The 17890-nt window shown below is 72.2% G+C and carries 15 protein-coding genes; 8 read left to right on the top strand and 7 right to left on the bottom strand.

The annotated features are described in order from the left end of the window. Nucleotides 1-35 precede the first annotated feature (35 nt). From ABZW14_RS12335 to ABZW14_RS12350, 4 genes are read right to left on the bottom strand one after another with little or no spacing between them, the layout of a single operon-like run. Nucleotides 36-1004: an amino acid ABC transporter permease gene (locus ABZW14_RS12335; RefSeq protein ID WP_355344091.1), complete on the bottom strand. Its 969-nt coding sequence runs from the start codon at nucleotides 1002-1004 to the stop codon at nucleotides 36-38. Continuing rightward, nucleotides 1001-1708 (bottom strand): amino acid ABC transporter permease, encoded by a 708-nt coding sequence (locus ABZW14_RS12340; RefSeq protein ID WP_355344094.1) that lies wholly within the window; start codon nucleotides 1706-1708, stop codon nucleotides 1001-1003. Before ABZW14_RS12340 ends, ABZW14_RS12335 begins: the two co-directional genes overlap by 4 nt. A gap of 37 nt (nucleotides 1709-1745) precedes the next feature. Beyond that, complete coding sequence (locus ABZW14_RS12345; RefSeq protein WP_355344097.1) at nucleotides 1746-2624, bottom strand: glutamate ABC transporter substrate-binding protein; 879 nt, start codon at nucleotides 2622-2624, stop codon at nucleotides 1746-1748. Between the two features lie 57 nt (nucleotides 2625-2681). Continuing rightward, on the bottom strand, nucleotides 2682-3437 hold the full coding sequence (locus tag ABZW14_RS12350) for an amino acid ABC transporter ATP-binding protein (RefSeq protein ID WP_355344100.1): 756 nt from the start codon (nucleotides 3435-3437) through the stop codon (nucleotides 2682-2684). 196 nt (nucleotides 3438-3633) lie between these two features. Here ABZW14_RS12350 and selD point away from each other — a divergent pair, with 196 nt between their 5' ends. The 3 genes from selD to miaB all read left to right on the top strand — a co-directional run bounded on the left by selD (nucleotide 3634) and on the right by miaB (nucleotide 7011). Continuing rightward, nucleotides 3634-4623 carry a selenide, water dikinase SelD gene (selD, locus tag ABZW14_RS12355; protein ID WP_355344103.1) on the top strand — a complete coding sequence of 330 codons (990 nt, stop codon included), beginning with the start codon at nucleotides 3634-3636 and terminating at the stop codon, nucleotides 4621-4623. A 237-nt stretch (nucleotides 4624-4860) separates the two neighbouring features. Beyond that, a complete protein-coding gene (locus tag ABZW14_RS12360) occupies nucleotides 4861-5340 on the top strand; it encodes a hypothetical protein (protein WP_355344106.1) in 480 nt (159 codons plus the stop codon). 171 nt (nucleotides 5341-5511) lie between these two features. Then, on the top strand, nucleotides 5512-7011 hold the full coding sequence (gene miaB / locus ABZW14_RS12365) for a tRNA (N6-isopentenyl adenosine(37)-C2)-methylthiotransferase MiaB (protein ID WP_355344109.1): 1500 nt from the start codon (nucleotides 5512-5514) through the stop codon (nucleotides 7009-7011). 52 nt (nucleotides 7012-7063) lie between these two features. Here the strand turns inward: miaB and ABZW14_RS12370 are convergent, their stop codons facing one another. Both ABZW14_RS12370 and ABZW14_RS12375 read right to left on the bottom strand, forming a co-directional pair. Beyond that, nucleotides 7064-8674, bottom strand: coding sequence for a cellulase family glycosylhydrolase (locus tag ABZW14_RS12370; RefSeq protein ID WP_355344112.1), 1611 nt, complete (start codon nucleotides 8672-8674; stop codon nucleotides 7064-7066). 347 nt (nucleotides 8675-9021) lie between these two features. Continuing rightward, nucleotides 9022-10230, bottom strand: coding sequence for a DUF349 domain-containing protein (locus tag ABZW14_RS12375; protein WP_355344115.1), 1209 nt, complete (start codon nucleotides 10228-10230; stop codon nucleotides 9022-9024). A gap of 202 nt (nucleotides 10231-10432) precedes the next feature. Here ABZW14_RS12375 and ABZW14_RS12380 point away from each other — a divergent pair, with 202 nt between their 5' ends. From ABZW14_RS12380 to dapF, 3 genes are read left to right on the top strand one after another with little or no spacing between them, the layout of a single operon-like run. After that, the gene (locus ABZW14_RS12380) at nucleotides 10433-11152 is read left to right on the top strand and encodes a hypothetical protein (RefSeq protein WP_355344117.1); all 720 of its coding nucleotides are present in this window, start codon (nucleotides 10433-10435) and stop codon (nucleotides 11150-11152) included. 49 nt (nucleotides 11153-11201) lie between these two features. Then, a complete protein-coding gene (miaA, locus tag ABZW14_RS12385) occupies nucleotides 11202-12113 on the top strand; it encodes a tRNA (adenosine(37)-N6)-dimethylallyltransferase MiaA (protein ID WP_355344120.1) in 912 nt (303 codons plus the stop codon). A gap of 7 nt (nucleotides 12114-12120) precedes the next feature. Then, nucleotides 12121-12966, top strand: coding sequence for a diaminopimelate epimerase (gene dapF / locus ABZW14_RS12390; protein ID WP_355344122.1), 846 nt, complete (start codon nucleotides 12121-12123; stop codon nucleotides 12964-12966). A gap of 124 nt (nucleotides 12967-13090) precedes the next feature. Here dapF and ABZW14_RS12395 read toward each other — a convergent pair whose 3' ends face one another. Further along, nucleotides 13091-14563 carry an NAD-dependent malic enzyme gene (locus ABZW14_RS12395; RefSeq protein WP_355344125.1) on the bottom strand — a complete coding sequence of 491 codons (1473 nt, stop codon included), beginning with the start codon at nucleotides 14561-14563 and terminating at the stop codon, nucleotides 13091-13093. 195 nt (nucleotides 14564-14758) lie between these two features. On the opposite strand from ABZW14_RS12395, the gene hflX reads away from it, so the two are divergent. Next, the gene (hflX, locus tag ABZW14_RS12400; RefSeq protein WP_355344128.1) at nucleotides 14759-16222 is read left to right on the top strand and encodes a GTPase HflX; all 1464 of its coding nucleotides are present in this window, start codon (nucleotides 14759-14761) and stop codon (nucleotides 16220-16222) included. Nucleotides 16223-16272: 50 nt separating this feature from the next. After that, nucleotides 16273-17871: a hypothetical protein gene (locus ABZW14_RS12405; RefSeq protein ID WP_355344131.1), complete on the top strand. Its 1599-nt coding sequence runs from the start codon at nucleotides 16273-16275 to the stop codon at nucleotides 17869-17871. The last annotated feature ends 19 nt before the right edge of the window (nucleotides 17872-17890 follow it).

Here is a 17890-nt window from a genome sequence, read left to right on the forward strand (position 1 = left end):
GATCACCGGGCCGGCCCTTCCGCTACGTCAGGTGCTCAGTTGCCGCCGGCGCCCTCGGCCTGCGACATCAGTGCCGCGGGCGGCGGGTTCTGCGCGGGGGTGCCGGCGGTCTTGCGGCCCCGGGAGAGCCGGCGCTGGACGAACTGCGCGAGCTTCGACAGCGAGTAGTTCACGGCGATGAACAGCACCGCGATCACCGCGTACACCTGGATCGGGTTGCCCAGCACGCCGATGATCTGCTTGCCGATGTTGAGCGTCTCCTCGTAGCTGATGATGAAGCCGAGCGAGGTGTCCTTGAGCACCACGACGAGCTGGCTGATCAGCGCCGGGAGCATGATCCGGAACGCCTGCGGGAGCAGGATCATCCGGGTGGTCTGTGCGGGCGAGAGCCCGATCGCGGCGGCGGCTTCGGCCTGACCGCCGGGCAGGCCCTCCATGCCGGACCGGAGGATCTCGGCGATGACCACCGAGTTGTAGATGGTCAGGCCGATGACCAGGTACCACAGCGTGTCGAACGAGATGCCGAACTCGGGGAAGCCGCGCGCCACGAAGAAGATGGTGAGGACCACGGGCAGGCCCCGGAACACCTCGACGCAGACCCGGGTCACCGCCGACAGCAGCCAGCTCAGCCCGCGCAGCAGGTAGGCCAGCGGCGCCGCCAACCCGGTGAAGCGCCGCCGGGTCAGGCTCTTGAGCTGGATCCGCAGCACGGCGATCAGGGTGCCGACCACGAGGGAGGCGACGATGGCCAGCGCGGCGGCGGTCAACGTGTTCTTCAGGCCGAGGCCGATCCGGTCCCAGACCTGGGAGAAGTTCTCGTTGGAGGGGTCGACCAGCGGCCCCCACAGCTCCATCGAGAACTGGCCCTTGTCGGCCAGCGGCCGGTAGATCAGGAAGTACGCCCCGACGAGCACCACCACGGTGGCGATCAGGCTGCCGATCAGGGTGATCCGCCGCTGGCGGGGGCCGGGGACGTCGTAGAGGACGCTGGTCTGCTGGCTCATCGGGCCACCGCCTGTCGCTTCTCGATCCGGTCGAGGAGGGCACCGAGCGGCACGGTCATGATCAGGTATCCGACGGAGATGCCGATGGCGACCGGGATGAAGGCGTAGCCGCCGGCCGAGGTGAGCTGGTCGGCGGTCTGGGACAGGTCGCCGACGACGCCGAAGAAGCCGACCAGCGCCGAGTTCTTGATCATCGCGATGATCACCGAGCCGAGCGGCACCACGGATGCCTTCCAGGACTGCGGCAGCACCACGTACCGGAGGTTCTGGCCGAAGGTGAGGCCCAGCGAACGGGCCGCCTCGGCCTGCCCGGCGGGGACCGCGTTCACCCCGGAGCGCAGCGCCTCGCAGACGAACGCCGCCGTGTAGAGCACCAGCGCGATGAGCGCGAAGCGGAAGTACGGGAGGTCTGTGCCGAGCCGCTTGAAGATCGCGTCCAGCCCCGGGATGCGCAGGAAGTCAGCGTTGGAGCCGAGTGCCGGCAGCCCGAAGGCGGCGAAGAACATGACCACCGTCAGCGGCATGTTCCGGAAGATGTTCACGTACGCGGTGCCGAGCGCCCGCAGCGGTGGCACCGGGGAGATTCGCAGCACCGCCACGACGGCGCCCAGGATCAGGGCGCCGATCGCAGCGAGTACGCAGATCTGGAGGGTGAGCCAGAATCCACCCGCGAAGACGTCGAACTTGTCGATGAGCACACTCACGGGTCGATTTCCTCCCCACCCTCCAGATCAGGTCGGATCAGTAGCGGTTGATGGTCGGGGCGGCGCCGAGCTCCGCACCGAACTTGCCGGCGGTGTCGTCCCAGGCCTTCTTCCAGCTACCGTCCTGGAAGGCCTTCTCCAGCGTGTCGTTGATGAAGTTACGGAAGTCGGTGTCCTCCTTCTTGACACCGATGCCGTACGGCTCCTTGGTGAAGTTCTCACCGGCGAGCTTGAAGGACGCCTCGTCCTTGGCGATGTAGCCGAGCAGGATCACGTTGTCCGTGGTCACCGCGTCCACCTGGCCGCCCTTGAGGGCGTCCCGGCACTTGTCGTAGGTGTCGAAGAGCACCAGCTGGGTGCCGACGTCCTTGACGTGCTTCTTGATCTCCTCGGCCGGCGTCGAGCCGGTGACCGAGCAGACCTTCTTGGTGCCGTCCTTGAAGGAGTCCGGGCCGGTGATGCTGGTGTCGTCCTTCTTCACCAGGATGTTCTGGCCGGCCTCGTAGTACGGCCCGGCGAACGCGATGCGCTCCTTGCGCTTGTCGTTGATCGTGTAGGTCGCCGCGACCAGGTCGACGGTGCCGTTGACGATCACGTCCTCGCGGACCTTCGACGGGGTCTCGACGTACTCGATCTTGTCCTCGGGGATGCCGAGTTCCTTGACGATGATCTTGGCGACCTCGACGTCGAAGCCCTCCGGCTTGCCCGACAGGCCCTTCTGGCCGAAGCCCGGCTGGTCGAACTTCGTGCCGATCTTGATCTTCTGGGCCTTGTTCAGCCGCTCCATGGTGCTGCCGGCGGCGAAGGACTTGCTGCCCGCGCCGGTGCCCTCGTCGCCGTCGTCACCACCGCAGGCGGCCAGGCCCAGCGCCAGGGTCGCCGCCGCGGCGACCGCGGCCACGCGCTTGAAACGCATACTCATCTCCTTCTTCGACGGAGCCACCGGGGGACGGCGCACTCCAACTACGGACGCTCAGTGCGTGAGGATCTTGGACAGGAAGTCCTTGGCCCGCTCGCTGCGCGGGTTCGCGAAGAACTCCGTGGGCGGGGCCTCCTCGACCAGCTGGCCGTCGGCCATGAAGACGACCCGGTTGGCCGCGTGCCGGGCGAAGCCCATCTCGTGGGTCACCACGACCATGGTCATGCCGTCGCGGGCCAGTGAGGTCATCACGTCGAGCACCTCGCCGACCATCTCCGGGTCCAGGGCGCTGGTGGGCTCGTCGAAGAGCATCGCCTTGGGCTGCATGGCCAGCGCGCGGGCGATGGCCACCCGCTGCTGCTGGCCGCCGGAGAGCTGCGCCGGGTACTTGTCCGCCTGGTTGGCGATGCCCACCCGGTCGAGCAGGGCCAGGCCGCGCTCACGGGCGGCGGCCGGCTTCTCCCGGCGCACCTTGACCGGACCGAGGGTGACGTTCTCCAGGATGGTCTTGTGCGCGAAGAGGTTGAACGACTGGAACACCATGCCGACCTCGCTGCGCAGCTTGGCCAGCGCCTTGCCCTCGTCCGGCAGCGGGGTGCCGTCGAAGGTGATGGTGCCCGAGTTGATCGGCTCCAGCCGGTTGATGGTGCGGCACAGCGTCGACTTGCCGGAGCCGGACGGGCCGATCACCACGACCACCTCGCCCCTGCCGACGGAGAGCGAGACGTCGTCCAGCACGTGCAGCGGGCCGAACCACTTGTTCACCCCGTCGAGCACGATCAGCGGTTCGCCCGTCGTCACGTCGTCCACCGTCCCTGTCGTCCGTACGGAAAGCGGGGTCGCGAGACCCCCGGTTGGGCCACTGTAGGCGGGGTGATGTGGCAGAACGCAACTCGAATGGTCACGGAGCGGTAACACCGGTCACCGCCGTGCCCGTCAGTCCGAATTCCGTCACGAAAGGGGCGCCCGAATGGCCGTCACGGCGGTTCACGGAGATCATGTGGAGATGGCACCTGCACTCCGGCTGACCGATTACGCCCGCGGCGGCGGCTGCGCCTGCAAGATCCCGCCGGGTGAGCTCGAGACCATGGTGGCCGGGCTGGCGCCGGCCGTCGGCGCCGCCGAGCTGCTGGTCGGTCTGGAGCACGGTGACGACGCCGCGGTGGTCCGGCTGGACGAGCGCACCGGCCTGGTCACCACCGCCGACTTCTTCACCCCGGTGGTCGACGACGCCTACGACTGGGGGCGGATCGCCGCCGCCAACGCACTCTCCGACGTCTACGCCATGGGCGGCACCCCGCTGGTCGCGCTCAACCTGCTCTGCTGGCCCCGCGAGGTGCTGCCGCTGGAGCTGGCCCGGGAGGTGCTGCGCGGCGGTCAGGACGTGGCGCGGGAGGCCGGCTGCCACCTGGCCGGCGGGCACAGCGTGGACGACGACGGCCCGAAGTACGGGCTGGCCGTCACCGGGGTGGTCCGGCCCGAGGAGCTGATCACCCTGGACGCCGGCCGGGCCGGCCTGCCGTTGTCGCTGACCAAGCCGCTCGGCGTCGGGGTGCTGAACACCCGGCACAAGCGGACCGGAGAGCGGTTCCCGGAGGCGGTCGCCTCGATGGCACGACTGAACCGGGACGCGGCGCGGGCGGCGGTGGCGGCCGGGATCCGCTGCGGCACCGACGTGACCGGGTTCGGGCTGCTCGGGCACGCCTCGAAGCTGGCCCGGGCCAGCCGGCTCACCGTGGCGATCGACGCGGTCGCGGTGCCCTACCTGTCCGGCGCCCGGGAGGCGCTGCGCGACGGGTACGTCAGCGGCGGCACCCGGCGCAACCTGGACTGGGTGACGCCGTGGACCGACTTCGGCGGGGCCGACGAGGAGGAACGGCTGCTGCTGGCCGACGCGCAGACCTCGGGCGGGCTGCTGGTCGCGGGCGAGGTCCCGGGCGGCACGGTGGTCGGCGAGCTGTTGCCGGCCGGCGAACACCTCGTCCGGGTGCGCTGAAGCCGGCGCCGGCATTCACGAATCCGTCACCGCACCCCGGTGGTTCGCCTCGCGGACCGGGCACGATACCCGATAAACTGTCACCTTCCCGCTACTCCGGGCGAGGTCCCCCCGGGAAATTTTGCCCGTAATGGTCACAGACCGGTAACTTGCGCCCGGCTGAGGTCATATGCACCCCACCATCGTCAGTAAGGCCCGATCCGGAGGCCGGTGGGACGAGCGCAGCGAGGAGGCGGCATGACCGAGCTGTGGAACTGGAGAATCGACGGCGCGGCGCCGGTGGAGGTCTACCCGGCGCTGGCCGAGGCGCTCGGCCGGGTGGTGATGCCCCTCGCCGTCGCCGACCCGGCCCGACTTCCCGCGTACGCGGTGGTGTGCGACGTGTGGGAGGCGCCCGGGGCGTACGGGACCATGGTCGACTGTTACGGCGTGCCCGAGCGCCTGCCCGAGCTGCCCAGCATCGCGGCGCTGGCCCGGCTGCTGGACCGCAACTGCCTGATGCGCGACGACACCCTCGACGCCGGGCGGCACCTGCTGGTCGCCCCGGACGGGACGATCCGGCCGGTGCACTTCGACGTGGTCGAGACCGACGACGGCGAGGTGCTCAGCGACCAGCGGCTCTGCACCGTGGCGGACCCCCGCTGCCGCGGCTGGTCGCAGTGCCACCGCTCCCGGTGGGCCCCCGACTCGGTCGCCCCGGCCCTCGCCGCCGCCTGACCCGGCGGCGAGGGGCGGCGCCGTGATCGTTGACGTCCCATCGATGCCGGGGGCCGGCGCGTCGGGTGGCTCCCGCGTCAACGATCAGGCCTCGGCGCTCGCCGAGCGCCTCGGCACACGGCTCCTCCTCGTTCGATCCGACCAGCTCCGCCCGGATACGCTGTCCGGGTCATGACTACCGCAGCCGCGGGCAGCCCGCGCACCTACCAGGTGCGCACGTACGGCTGCCAGATGAACGTGCACGACTCCGAGCGCATCTCCGGCCTGCTCGAACAGGCCGGCTACGTGCGCGCCGCCGAGGCCGACGAGCAGCCCGACGTGGTGGTGTTCAACACCTGCGCCGTCCGGGAGAACGCCGACAACCGGCTCTACGGCAACCTGGGTCATCTGCGCCCCGTGAAGGACAAGCACCCCGGGATGCAGATCGCCGTCGGCGGCTGCCTGGCCCAGAAGGACCGCGGCGAGATCGTCCGCAAGGCGCCCTGGGTGGACGTGGTCTTCGGCACGCACAACATCGGCTCGCTGCCGGTGCTGCTGGAGCGGGCCCGGCACAACACCGCGGCCGAGGTGGAGATCCTCGAATCCCTCGACGTCTTCCCGTCCACGCTGCCGACCCGGCGCGAGTCGACGTACGCCGGCTGGGTGTCGATCTCGGTGGGCTGCAACAACACCTGCACGTTCTGCATCGTGCCGTCCCTGCGCGGCAAGGAGAAGGACCGCCGCCCCGGCGACATCCTCTCCGAGGTGCGCGCGCTGGTCGACGAGGGCGTGCTGGAGGTGACGCTGCTCGGGCAGAACGTCAACTCCTACGGCGTGGAGTTCGGTGACCGCTACGCCTTCGGCAAGCTGCTGCGCGCGTGCGGCGACATCGACGGCCTGGAGCGGGTCCGGTTCACCAGCCCGCACCCGAAGGACTTCACCGACGACGTGATCGCCGCGATGGCCGAGACGCCCAACGTCTGCCACTCGCTGCACATGCCGCTCCAGTCCGGCTCCGACGACGTGCTGCGCGCCATGCGCCGCTCGTACCGGTCGGAGAAGTACCTGGGGATCATCGAGAAGGTGCGGGCCGCCATGCCCGACGCCGCGATCACCACCGACATCATCGTCGGCTTCCCCGGCGAGACCGACGCCGACTTCGAACGCACCCTCGACGTGGTGCGCGAGGCCCGCTTCTCGTCGGCGTTCACGTTCCAGTACTCGAAGCGCCCCGGCACCCCGGCCGCGACCATGGACGGCCAGTTGCCCAAGCAGGTCGTGCAGGAGCGGTACGAGCGGCTGATCGCCACGGTCGAGGAGATCACCTGGGCGGAGAACCGGAAGCTCGTGGGGGAGACCGTCGAGGTGCTGGTCGCGGTCGGCGAGGGGCGCAAGGACGAGCGCACCGGCCGGCTGTCCGGCCGCGCCCGCGACGGCCGTCTCGTGCACTTCGACGCGGGCGCGCTCGCCGGGCAGATCCGCCCCGGGGACATCGTGCACACCACGGTCACCTACGCCGCCCCGCACCACCTCAACGCCGACGGTGAGCCGCTGTCGCACCGGCGCACCCGGGCCGGTGACGCGGCCGAGGCGGGGCGCGCCCCGCGTACCCCCGGGGTGCTGCTCGGGCTGCCGACGATCGGCGCGCCGGCCGCGCTGCCCGCGCCCACCGGCGGCTGCGCCGCCAACTGAGCGACCGCCGACGGCCGGGACCGCCCCGTGGCGGCCCCGGCCGTCGCCTTTCTCAGCAGGCGGTGCCGTTGAGCTTCACGGCGCCCGGTGCGGCGGCCGTGCCGTTGGCCGTGAAGCCGACGGTCACCGACGCGCCCGGCGCCAGCGACGACGCCCAGCTCGGCGCGGCCGCCGTGACCGTCGTGCCGGACTGCGTGACGGTGGCGTTCCAGCCGCTGGCCAGGGTCACGCCGGACGGCCAGGTCCAGGTGGCCGACCACGGGTTGACCGCCGCGGTGCCGGTGTTCTTCACGGTCAGCTCGCCCTGGAAGCCGCCCTGCCACGCGTTGACCTGCTTGTACGTGGCCGTGCAGCCCCCGGTCGGCGCCGGCGTGGTGGGCGCCGGCGAGCCGGTGCCGGTCGGGGTCGGGGTGGGGTTGCCGCCCCCACCGGTCGGCGGGATCAGGTAGGGCTGGAGGATGTCCTGCTTGGCCTGGTTGATGGTGGTCCAGTCGTCGTTGGCGATGCCGCCGGTGTCACCCGAGTTCGGGTTCCACGACCAGTAGGTGAAGGACATCCCGGTCACCCCGGTCCCGGTGTACGCCATGAGGTTCTGCAACCACACCTTGTCCTTCGGGTCCTGGAGCGTGGTGCCGAACTCGCCCATCATGATCGGCGCGATGTTCTGCTTGTAGAGGTAGCCCCAGTACTTGTCCCAGATGCCCGGCATGTTCGCGGGGTAGGTCGGGTCGTCGAACCAGGTCTGGTGGTAGACCGAGGTGGCGTACTCGTGCGGGGAGTAGACCAGCCGGTTGGCCACGTTCAGCCGCACCGGGAACTGCCCGGCCTTGGACAGGTTGCCGCCCCACCAGCCGCAGTCCTCGTCGTTGCTCGGGTCGTTGTCCCAGACGTTCGACAGGCCGCCGCTCGGGCAGCTCACCCCCTCCACGAAGATCAGCCAGTTCGGCTGCACCCCGAGGATCGCGTTGCCGGCCCGCTCGGCGGCCAGCCGCCAGTCCCGGGCGGTGTCGCCGCAGCCCCAGCAGGCGCCGGTGGCCGCCGGGTTGGTGCCCTCGGCGTGCGGCTCGTTGTGCAGGTCCGCGCCGATCACCGTCGGGTTGTTCGCGTACCGCTGGGCGAGCATCTTCCAGTCGGCGATCCAGGTCGCCTCGGAGACCGTCGAGGTGTACCAGAGCGGCGACTGACCGGCCGAGGTCGGCCGGTGCCGGTCCAGGATGACCCGCATCCCCTTGCCGCCCGCGTAGTCGATCACCTTGTCGAGGATCTGCAACGGCGAGAGCCCGACCAGGTCCGGGTTCACGAAGTCGTTGATGCCGGTGGCCGTCGCGCCCGGCTTCAGCGCGTCGTTCGAGTAGGGGATGCGCAGCGTGTTGTAGCCCAGCCGGGCCATGGTGTCGAGCTGGCCGCGCCACGGGTTGCTCGACCACAGGCCGTGGAAGGTCTTGTTGTCGGTCTCCATGCCGAACCAGTTGATGCCGGTGAGCCGGACCGTGGCCCCCGTGCTGTCCACGATCTTGTTGCCGCTGGTGTGCAGGTAGCCGGTGCCGGTCCCGGCGGTGGCCGCGGCGGCCGGTGTGGTGCTGACGGCGGCGGCGACGAGGACGCCGGCCGCGGCGGTGGCGAGCGCCGCGAGGGCGCCGCCGAGGGCGGTGGGTCGGTGCATTGGCGAGCTCCACTTCGGATGCCCGCGCCGCGCGAGCGCCGCGGGCGGAGAAACCAGGGGAGACGGCCCGCTCGTCATCGAGTACGCGGACAGCGCGCGACGGGCCGTGTCACGTGGACGGCCACTCGCGGGGGAGCACCGGCGATCGTCGACGGCCGGATCAGCCGTCGGTGCCCTCGTGCCGGTGCCGGAACCTGGCTCCGCCGCCCATTTTGATCAGCTCACCTCGATGCGTCAACAGGGCGACCGGGGGCCGCGCCGAGAAGGCGCTTTCCGGTTCCCGCCCGCGCACACGGAGAAGCCCCCGGTCCCGAGGCGGGACCGGGGGCTTCCCGGTGACGCTGAACTCAGCCGGCCTGCTCGGCCAGCTGGAGGAACTGCCGCTTCGAGGCGAGCGCCTGCTCGGCCTCCTTGACCCGGCGGGCGTCGCCGGCGGCCTGGGCCCGGGCCAGCCGGTCCTCGGCCTCGGCGACCTGGGCCCGCATCTGGGCCAGCAGCGGGTTGTCCTCCTTGGAGGTGCGCCGCCATGCCGAGTCCATGACCTCACGGACCTTGTCGTCCACGACGCGCAGCCGGCGCTCCAGCCCGGCGGCCGCCTCGCGGGGCACCCGCCCGGCCTCGTGCCACTGCGCCTGGATCTCCCGCAGCTTCGCCTGGGCGCCCTTCGGGTCGCCGTCGACGTCGAGCGCCTCAGCCTCGGCGAGCAGGGCCTGCTTGCGCTCCAGGTTGGCGCGCTGCTCGTTGTCCCGCGCCGAGAAGACCTCGCTGCGCCGGGTGAAGAACTCGTCCTGCGCGGCCCGGAACCGTTCCCAGAGCTTCTGCTCGGCCTCCTTGGAGGCGCGCGGCGCGGCCTTCCACTGGGCCATCAGGTCCTTGAGCTGGTTGGCCGTGGCGCCCCAGTCGGTCGACTCCTTGAGCTTCTCGGCCTCGGCGACCAGCTCCTCCTTGACCCCCTGCGCCTGCTTGCGCTGCTGGTCCAGGGAGGCGAAGTGGGCGCCCCGGCGGCGGGTGAAGCCGTCGCGGGCGGCGGCGAACCGCTTCCACAGCTCACCGTCGGCCTTCTTGTCGACCCCGCGAATGGTCTTCCACTCGTCGAGGATCTCCTTGAGCCGGTCGCCGGCGGTCTTCCAGCCGGTCGACTCGGCGGCCAGCTTCTCCGCCTCCTCGACCAGGGCGGTCTTGCGCGCGAGCGCCTCGCCGCGGGCGGCGTCCCGGGCGGCCCGGGCCTCACCGGCCTTCTCCTCGGCCACCGCGGCCAGCTTGTCGAGGCGGGCGGCCAGGGCGTCGATGTCCCCGACGACGTGCGCCTCGGCCAGCGAGGCGCGGATCCGCCGGATCGTCGTCAGCGAGTGGCCGGCGTCCGCCGCGCCCGAGTTGAGCCGGGCCTCGGTCAGATCCACCTCCGTCACCAGGTCGGCGAAGCGCCGGGCGAAGTGGGCGAGCCCTTCCTCCGGTGCCCCCGCCTGCCAGGATCCGACCACCCGCTCGCCCTCGGCGGTCTTGACGTAGACGGTGCCGTCCTCGTCCACCCGTCCGAAGGCAGTCCAGTCGCTCATGTGCCCATCCTCGTTCTCCCGGCGTCGTCGGGACACCTCCCGCGATCGCCGCCACGGCGCAGCAAAGTTCTCCCGGCATTGTCACAGGTCCGACCCGGTCCGTGTCGAGCGCCTGTCGTCGACCGTGACCATACGGTGTCGTAGCGCCTCGATGACCGGATCGGCGCGGGGACGCACCGGGGGATACGGATAGGTTGGACCGGTGCCCCTGGTCGCCGCCGCCGTCTGCCCCCACCCGCCCCTGATCGTGCCCGAGCTGGCCGGCGCCGCCGCGCCCGAGCTGGACGACCTCCGCGCCGCCGCCGACGCGGCCGTGGCCCGGCTGCTCGCCGCCGACCCCGAGGTGATCGTGCTGCTCGGCGGCGGGCCGCGGACGGCGCGGTTCGGCACGGCCGACCACGGTTCGCTGCGCCCGTTCGGCCTGGACCGGGACGTCCGGCTCTGGAAGGTCAACTGCGCGGGCGCCGCGGTGCTGCCGTTGAGCCTCACCATCGGCGCCTGGCTGGTGAACCGGTCCGGCACCGAGCTGCCCCGGCTGGCCCGGGCGGTCGCCGCCGACGCGGCACCGGCCGAGTGCGCCGCCCTCGGTGCGGAGCTGGCCGCCGAGTTCGACGGGCGGACCGCGCTGCTGGTACTCGGGGACGGGTCGGCCTGCCGGGGCGTCAAGGCACCCGGCTACGACGACCCGCGCGCGCCCGCGTACGACGAGGGGGTCGCCGCGGCCCTGGCCGGCGTGGACGCCGAGGCCCTGCTCGGCCTGGACCCGGTGCTGTCGGCGGAGCTGAAGGTCGCCGGGCGGGCGCCGTGGCAGGTGCTGACCGGCGCGGTCCGCGCGGCGGGCGGTGACTGGCGCGGCGACGTGACCTACCACCGGGCCCCCTACGGCGTTGCCTACTTCGTGGCGAACTGGGAGCTGCGGTGAGCGCGCGGAGTGAGCTCGCGAGCCCCGCGGTCGCGAACGGAGAGCGGCAGTGACGCGGACCGTCGTCGCCGTGGTCGGGCCGACCGCGGCGGGCAAGTCGGCGCTGAGCATCGCCCTGGCGCACGCCCTCGGCGGCGAGGTGGTCAACGCCGACTCCATGCAGCTCTACCGCGGCATGGACATCGGCACCGCCAAGCTGACCCCGGCCGAACGGGAGGGTGTGCCGCACCACCTGCTCGACATCTGGCCGGTGACCGAGCCGGCCAGCGTCGCCGAATACCAGAGGCTGGCCCGCGCGGCCGTCGACGACATCCTGGCCCGGGGCCGGGTGCCGCTGCTGGTCGGTGGCTCCGGGCTCTACGTGCGGGCGGTGCTGGAGCAGTTCGAGTTCCCCGGCACCGACCCGGCGGTGCGGGAGCGGCTGGAGGCGGAACTGGCCGCGGTCGGCCCGGCGCCCCTGCACGCCCGGCTGGCCGAGGCCGACCCGGTGGCCGCGGCCGGCATCCTGCCGAGCAACGGCCGGCGGATCGTCCGCGCCCTGGAGGTCGTCGAGCTGACCGGCGCGCCGTTCACGGCCTCGCTGCCCGCGCCGACGCCGCACTACCCGTCGGTGCAGCTCGGCGTCGACCTGGACACGGCGCTGCTGGACGAGCGGATCGCCCGGCGGGTCGACCGCATGTGGGCCGACGGCCTGGTCGACGAGACGCGGACCCTGGTCGGCCGGGGCCTGCCCGAGGGGCGGACGGCCAGCCGGGCGCTCGGCTACCAGCAGGTGCTGCGCTTCCTGGCGGGGGAGCTGACCGAGGCGCAGGCGCACGAGGAGACCGTCCGGGCCACCCGGCGGTTCGTCCGCCGGCAGCGCTCCTGGTTCCGCCGCGACCCGCGCATCCACTGGCTGGACTCGGCCGCGCCGGAGTTTCTCGACACTGCGCTGCGGGTGGTCGCCGAGCATCGGGAATGATGAGGGCGTGGAGTTCACCAAGGGCCACGGCACCGGCAACGACTTCGTCATCCTGCCCGACCCGGACGGGGCGCTCGACCTGACGCCCGGCCTGGTCGCCGCGCTCTGCGACCGGCGGCGCGGCCTCGGCGGCGACGGCGTGTTGCGGGTGGTCCGCGCCGCCAAGCACCCGGACGGCGCCGCGCTGGCCGGCGAGGCCGAGTGGTTCATGGACTACTGGAACTCCGACGGCTCGTTCGCCGAGATGTGCGGCAACGGGGCCCGGGTCTTCGTCCGCTACCTGCTGGAGACCGGCCTGGCGGCCCCGTCCGGCGGGACCCTGCCGCTGGCGACCCGCGCGGGCCTGGTCCGCGCCCGGGTCGAGGGCGCCGACGTGGCCGTCGAGATGCGCCGCCCCCGGCTGTACGACACGGCCACCGCCACCGTGGGCGGGCTCACCCTGACCGGCGCGGCCGTGGACGTGGGCAACCCGCACCTGGTCTGCGCGCTGCCAGCCAGCCTCGACCTGGGCGGCCTGGACCTCACCCGGGCGCCCGACGTCGACCCGTCCGTCTTCCCGGCCGGGGTGAACGTCGAGTTCACCACCCCGGGCGAGCCGGTCGAGGGCACCGACGGGCACGTGCTCATGCGGGTCTACGAGCGTGGCTCGGCCGAGACGCTGTCCTGCGGCACCGGCGCCTGCGCGGTGGCCGCCGTGGCCCTGCGCGACGCCGGCCGGGACACCGGCACGGTGACCGTGGACGTACCCGGCGGCCGCCTCACGATCACCATCACCGACGACACCTGCTGGCTGTCCGGCCCGGCCGTCCTGATCGCCACCGGCGAACTAACCCCAACGGCCCTGAAAGCCTGACCACACAGCCGCGCCCTCGCGGGCCCGCCTCCGGCAAGTTGATCAAGAAGTTTGCGTCTGAATCCGGGCCCGGCCCGACGCAAACTTCTTGATCAACGCTCGGCGGCGCACCCGGACGGTGGGGTCAGGGGGTGGCGCTGGCGTTGGCGGCGATCTCGGGGAGGTCGGCCGGACCCGGGTCGGCGGCCGGCGGAGGCGTCGCGCCCGGGTTCTGGGCCGCGGCGCGGACGGCGGCGGCGACGGCCGGGGCGACCCGCGAGTCGAAGACGCTCGGCACGATCACCGTCGGGTTGATCTTGTCCTCGCCGACCACGTCCGCGATGGCCCGGGCCGCCGCGATGGCCATCTCCTCGGTGAACTCCTCGGCGTGCGCGTCGAGCATGCCGCGGAAGACGCCCGGGAAGGCGAGCACGTTGTTGATCTGGTTCGGCTGATCGGACCGGCCGGTCGCGACCACGGCGGCGTGCTTGCGCGCCTCCCGCGGGTCCACCTCCGGGTCCGGGTTGGCCAGCGCGAAGACGATCGCGTCCTTGGCCATGCCGGCGATGTCCTCGCCGGTCAGCAGGTTCGGGGCGCTCACGCCGATGAACACGTCCGCACCCCGGATCGCGCCGGGCAGGTCGCCGGAGTAGTTCTCCTTGTTGGTGTTCTCCGCCAGCCACCGCCAGGCCGGGTTGAGGTCGGGCAGGTCGCGGTGCAGGGCGCCCTGCCGGTCGTACGCGATGATGTCGCCCACGCCCTGCCGCAGCAGCAGCTTCATGATCGCGGTGCCTGCCGCGCCGGCGCCGGAGACCACGACCCGGACGTCCGAGAGCTGCTTGCCCACCACGCGCAGCGCATTGGTCAGCGCGGCCAGCACGCAGATCGCGGTGCCGTGCTGGTCGTCGTGGAAGACCGGGATGTCCAGCGCCTCGCGCAACCGGGCCTCGATCTCGAAGCAGCGCGGTGCGGCGATGTCCTCCAGGTTGATGCCCCCGTACGCCGGCGCGATCGCCTTGACGATCTGCACGATCTCGTCGGTGTCCTGGGTGTCCAGCACCACGGGCCACGCGTCCACGCCGCCGAAGCGCTTGAACAGCGCCGCCTTGCCCTCCATGACGGGCAGCGAGGCGGCCGGACCGAGGTTGCCCAGGCCGAGCACGGCGGAGCCGTCGCTGACCACGGCGACCGTGTTGCGCTTGATGGTGAGCCGGCGGGCGTCGGCCGGGTTCTCGGCGATCGCCTGGCAGACCCGGGCCACACCCGGCGTGTACGCGCGGGACAGCTCGTCGCGGGTGCGCAGCGCGACCTTCGAGCTGACCTCGATCTTGCCCCCGAGGTGCAGCAGGAACGTCCGGTCGGAGACCTTGCGGACGTCTACCCCGTCGAGCGCGGTCAGCGCGTCGACCACCTGGTCGGCGTGGTTCGCGTCGGCGGTGTCGCAGGTGAGGTCGACGATCACGTGGGCCGGGTCGGAGTCGACCACGTCCAGCGCGGTGACGATCGCGCCGGCCTCGCCCGCCGCGGTGGTCAGCCGCCCGATGGAGGAGGCGTCGGCGGGGACCGCGATCCGGATCGTGATCGAGAATCCGGCACTCGGCAGTCGGGTGTTGGCCACGTGGAACTCCTCCGTCGGCGCTGGCGGCTCGCCTGGCATTTCTACTCGCCCGCCCAGGTCGGCGAGCATCCGACCCCGCTACCAGTTAGTAATGCCACGGGCATATAGCAGGTGCGTGAGGCGTTGGTACATGTCAGGATGCTCATGCACACCGGAAATGCCCCGGCAAAAGACATAACGGACAGGAGTCGCGGTTTGCGAGACCAGGAGACCTTCCTTCCCTACGAGGACGACGAGCTCGACGCCACCACCGGCGAGTTCGAGCTGTCGGAGCGGCAGGCGCTGCGGCGGGTCCCCGGCCTCTCCACCGAGCTCAGCGACATCACCGAGGTCGAATACCGCCAGCTCCGGCTTGAGCGGGTCGTCCTCGTCGGTGTCTGGACCGCGGGGACCCAGGACGACGCCGACAACAGCCTCACCGAGCTGGCGGCGCTGGCCGAGACGGCCGGCTCGCAGGTGCTCGAGGGGCTGATCCAGCGGCGCAGCCGGCCGGACCCGGCCACGTACATCGGTCGGGGCAAGGTCGACGACCTGGGCGCGGTGGTGCTCGCCACCGGCGCCGACACGGTCATCTGCGACGGCGAACTGTCCCCGTCGCAGCTGCGCAACCTGGAGCAGCGCACCAAGGTCAAGGTGGTCGACCGCACCGCTCTGATCCTCGACATCTTCGCCCAGCACGCCAAGAGCCGCGAGGGCAAGGCGCAGGTCGAGCTGGCCCAGCTCGAATACCTGCTCCCGCGACTGCGTGGTTGGGGTGAGACCCTCTCCCGGCAGACCGGTGGTAGCGGCCGCGGCGGTGGCGCCGGCGGCGGCGTGGGCCTGCGCGGTCCCGGTGAGACCAAGCTCGAGACCGACCGGCGCCGGATCCGGCACCGGATCGCGCGGCTGCGCCGCGAGATCAAGAGCATGGCGACGGTACGCCAGACGAAGCGCGCCCGCCGCTCCCGCAACGCGGTGCCCGCGGTGGCCATCGCCGGCTACACCAACGCCGGCAAGTCCAGCCTGCTCAACCGCCTGACCGGGGCGGGTGTGCTGGTGGAGAACGCGCTGTTCGCCACCCTGGACCCGACCACCCGCCGGGCCACGGCCTCCGACGGCCGGCTGTACACCCTCTCCGACACGGTCGGGTTCGTCCGGCACCTGCCGCACCAGATCGTCGAGGCGTTCCGCTCGACGCTGGAGGAGGTCGGCGACGCCGACCTGGTGGTGCACGTGGTCGACGGCACCCACCCGGACCCGGAGGAGCAGGTGCGGGCGGTCCGCGAGGTGCTCGCCGAGGTGGGCGCCGACCGACTGCCGGAGCTGCTGGTGGTCAACAAGATCGACGCCACCGACGAGGAGACGCTGCTGCGGCTCAAGCGGCTCTGGCCGGAGGCGGTCCTCGTCTCCGCGCACAGCGGGCGCGGGGTCGACGATCTGCGCGAGGCGATCGAGCAGCGGCTGCCGCGGCCGGCCGTCGAGGTCCGGGCGGTGCTCCCGTACGACCGGGGTGACCTGGTGGCCCGGGTGCACCGGCAGGGAGAGGTGCTCAGCACGGCGCACCTGCCGGAGGGCACGCTGCTGCACGTCCGGGTGGGCCAGGCGCTGGCCGCCGAGCTGGTGCCGTACCGGGCCGGTGACCGGCTCACCAGCGAGGAACGGGTGGGCGCCGGGCGGTGAGCCGTCCGGCGTCACCCGCCGGAAACCTGGGTCGTGCGACACTTGGCGCCATGCGGCACGCTGTCTCCTCGGTCACGATCGCGCTGAGCCTCGTCGGCGCGGTCGTGGCGCCGGCCGGGTTCGCCCTGGCGGCTCCCGCCGCGGCCCCCGTGCTGGCCGCGGCTCCCAAGAAGAAGTGCACCGTCGAGGACAAGCGACTCCGGGAACTGTCCGGCATTGTCGCCACCAGCACCGGCTACGTCGTGATCAACGACGGCAGCGACGACGAGAGCCGCAAGCGGGTCTTCTTCCTCGACACGAAGTGTGAGATCGCGAAGGACCCGGTCCGATACCCGGATCCGGGGCCCCGCGACACCGAGGACCTGGCCGTCGGGCCGGACAGGAAGACGCTCTGGATCGCCGACACCGGCGACAACGTCGAGGCCAAGACCCGCCGGGAGCGGGTCGCCGTCTGGGTCATGCCGCTGAGCGGGTCGAAGCAGCCGGTGCTGCACCGGCTGACCTACCCGGGCAACGAGCCGCACGACGCGGAGGCGCTGCTCGTCGGCGACGACAACCTGCCGCTGGTCATCACCAAGGACCTGTCCGGCAAGTCGGAGATCTTCACGCCCACGGCGAAGCTGAAGAGCACCGCCGACACCGAGCCGATCCCGATGAAGAAGGTCGGCGAGGTCACCCTTCCCAAGACCAACACCGAGAACAAGCTGGGCGGCCCCGGCCGGCTGCTGGTCACCGGTGCGGCCCGCTCGCCCGACGGCAGCAAGGTGGTGCTGCGCACCTACGGTGACGCCTTCGAGTTCGACGTGACCGGCGGCAACATCGTCGGCGCGTTGACCACCGGCAAGCCCCGGGTCACCCCCCTGGCGGACCCGTTCGGCGAGGCCATCTCCTACACGCCCGACGGCAAGTCCTTCGTCACCGTGTCCGACGGCGGCCTCCTGGACGCCACGGACCCGATCGACATCCTCAGCTACACCCCGGCCACCACCGGGGCCGAGGCGCTGCCCAACGCCGGCAAGGACGTGACGAAGCCGGCCGCCGAGAAGTCCTGGATCGAAGGGCTCACCCTCGACGAGATCACGTACCTCATCGCGGCACTCGGCGTACTCGGCGCCCTCATGGTCGGCGCCGGCATCTTCGGCATCCTGCGGGCCCGGCGCAAGCCGGCGCCGCCGGCCGAGCCCACCGACGAGCGTGACGACGAGTTCCCGGGCAACGCCGGCTACCCGCCGGCCGGCCGGCCCGACGCCCCGCCCCGCGGCGGCGTCTACGGCGGCGGTGGCGGCCAGGGCGGGGTCTACGGCGGTGCCCCGGCGAACGGCGGCCGCCCGGCCGGCGGGGTCTACGGCGGCGGCCGTCCGCAGGGCGGCGGCGGTCGCGGGGGCGCGGTCTACGGCGGCGGCCCGCAGGGTGGCGGCCGTCCGCAGGGTGGCGGCGTCTACGGTGGCGGTGGCGGTGGCGGTGGCGGTGGCGGTGGCTACGGCGGTGGCCGGCCGGGCGGCGGTGGCGGCTACGGCCCGGGGCGCGGGGAACCGCCGCGCCGCGAGCCCGACCGCCGGGACCCGCGCGACGGCGGCTACGGCGACCGGGGCCAGCAGTACGGCCAGTTCTCCGGCGGCGGCCGGGACTACCGGGGCGACCGCTACTGAGCGCACGAGAAAGGGGGGT

Source organism: Micromonospora sp. NPDC004551 (genome assembly GCF_040609975.1).
Classification (GTDB): domain Bacteria; phylum Actinomycetota; class Actinomycetes; order Mycobacteriales; family Micromonosporaceae; genus Micromonospora.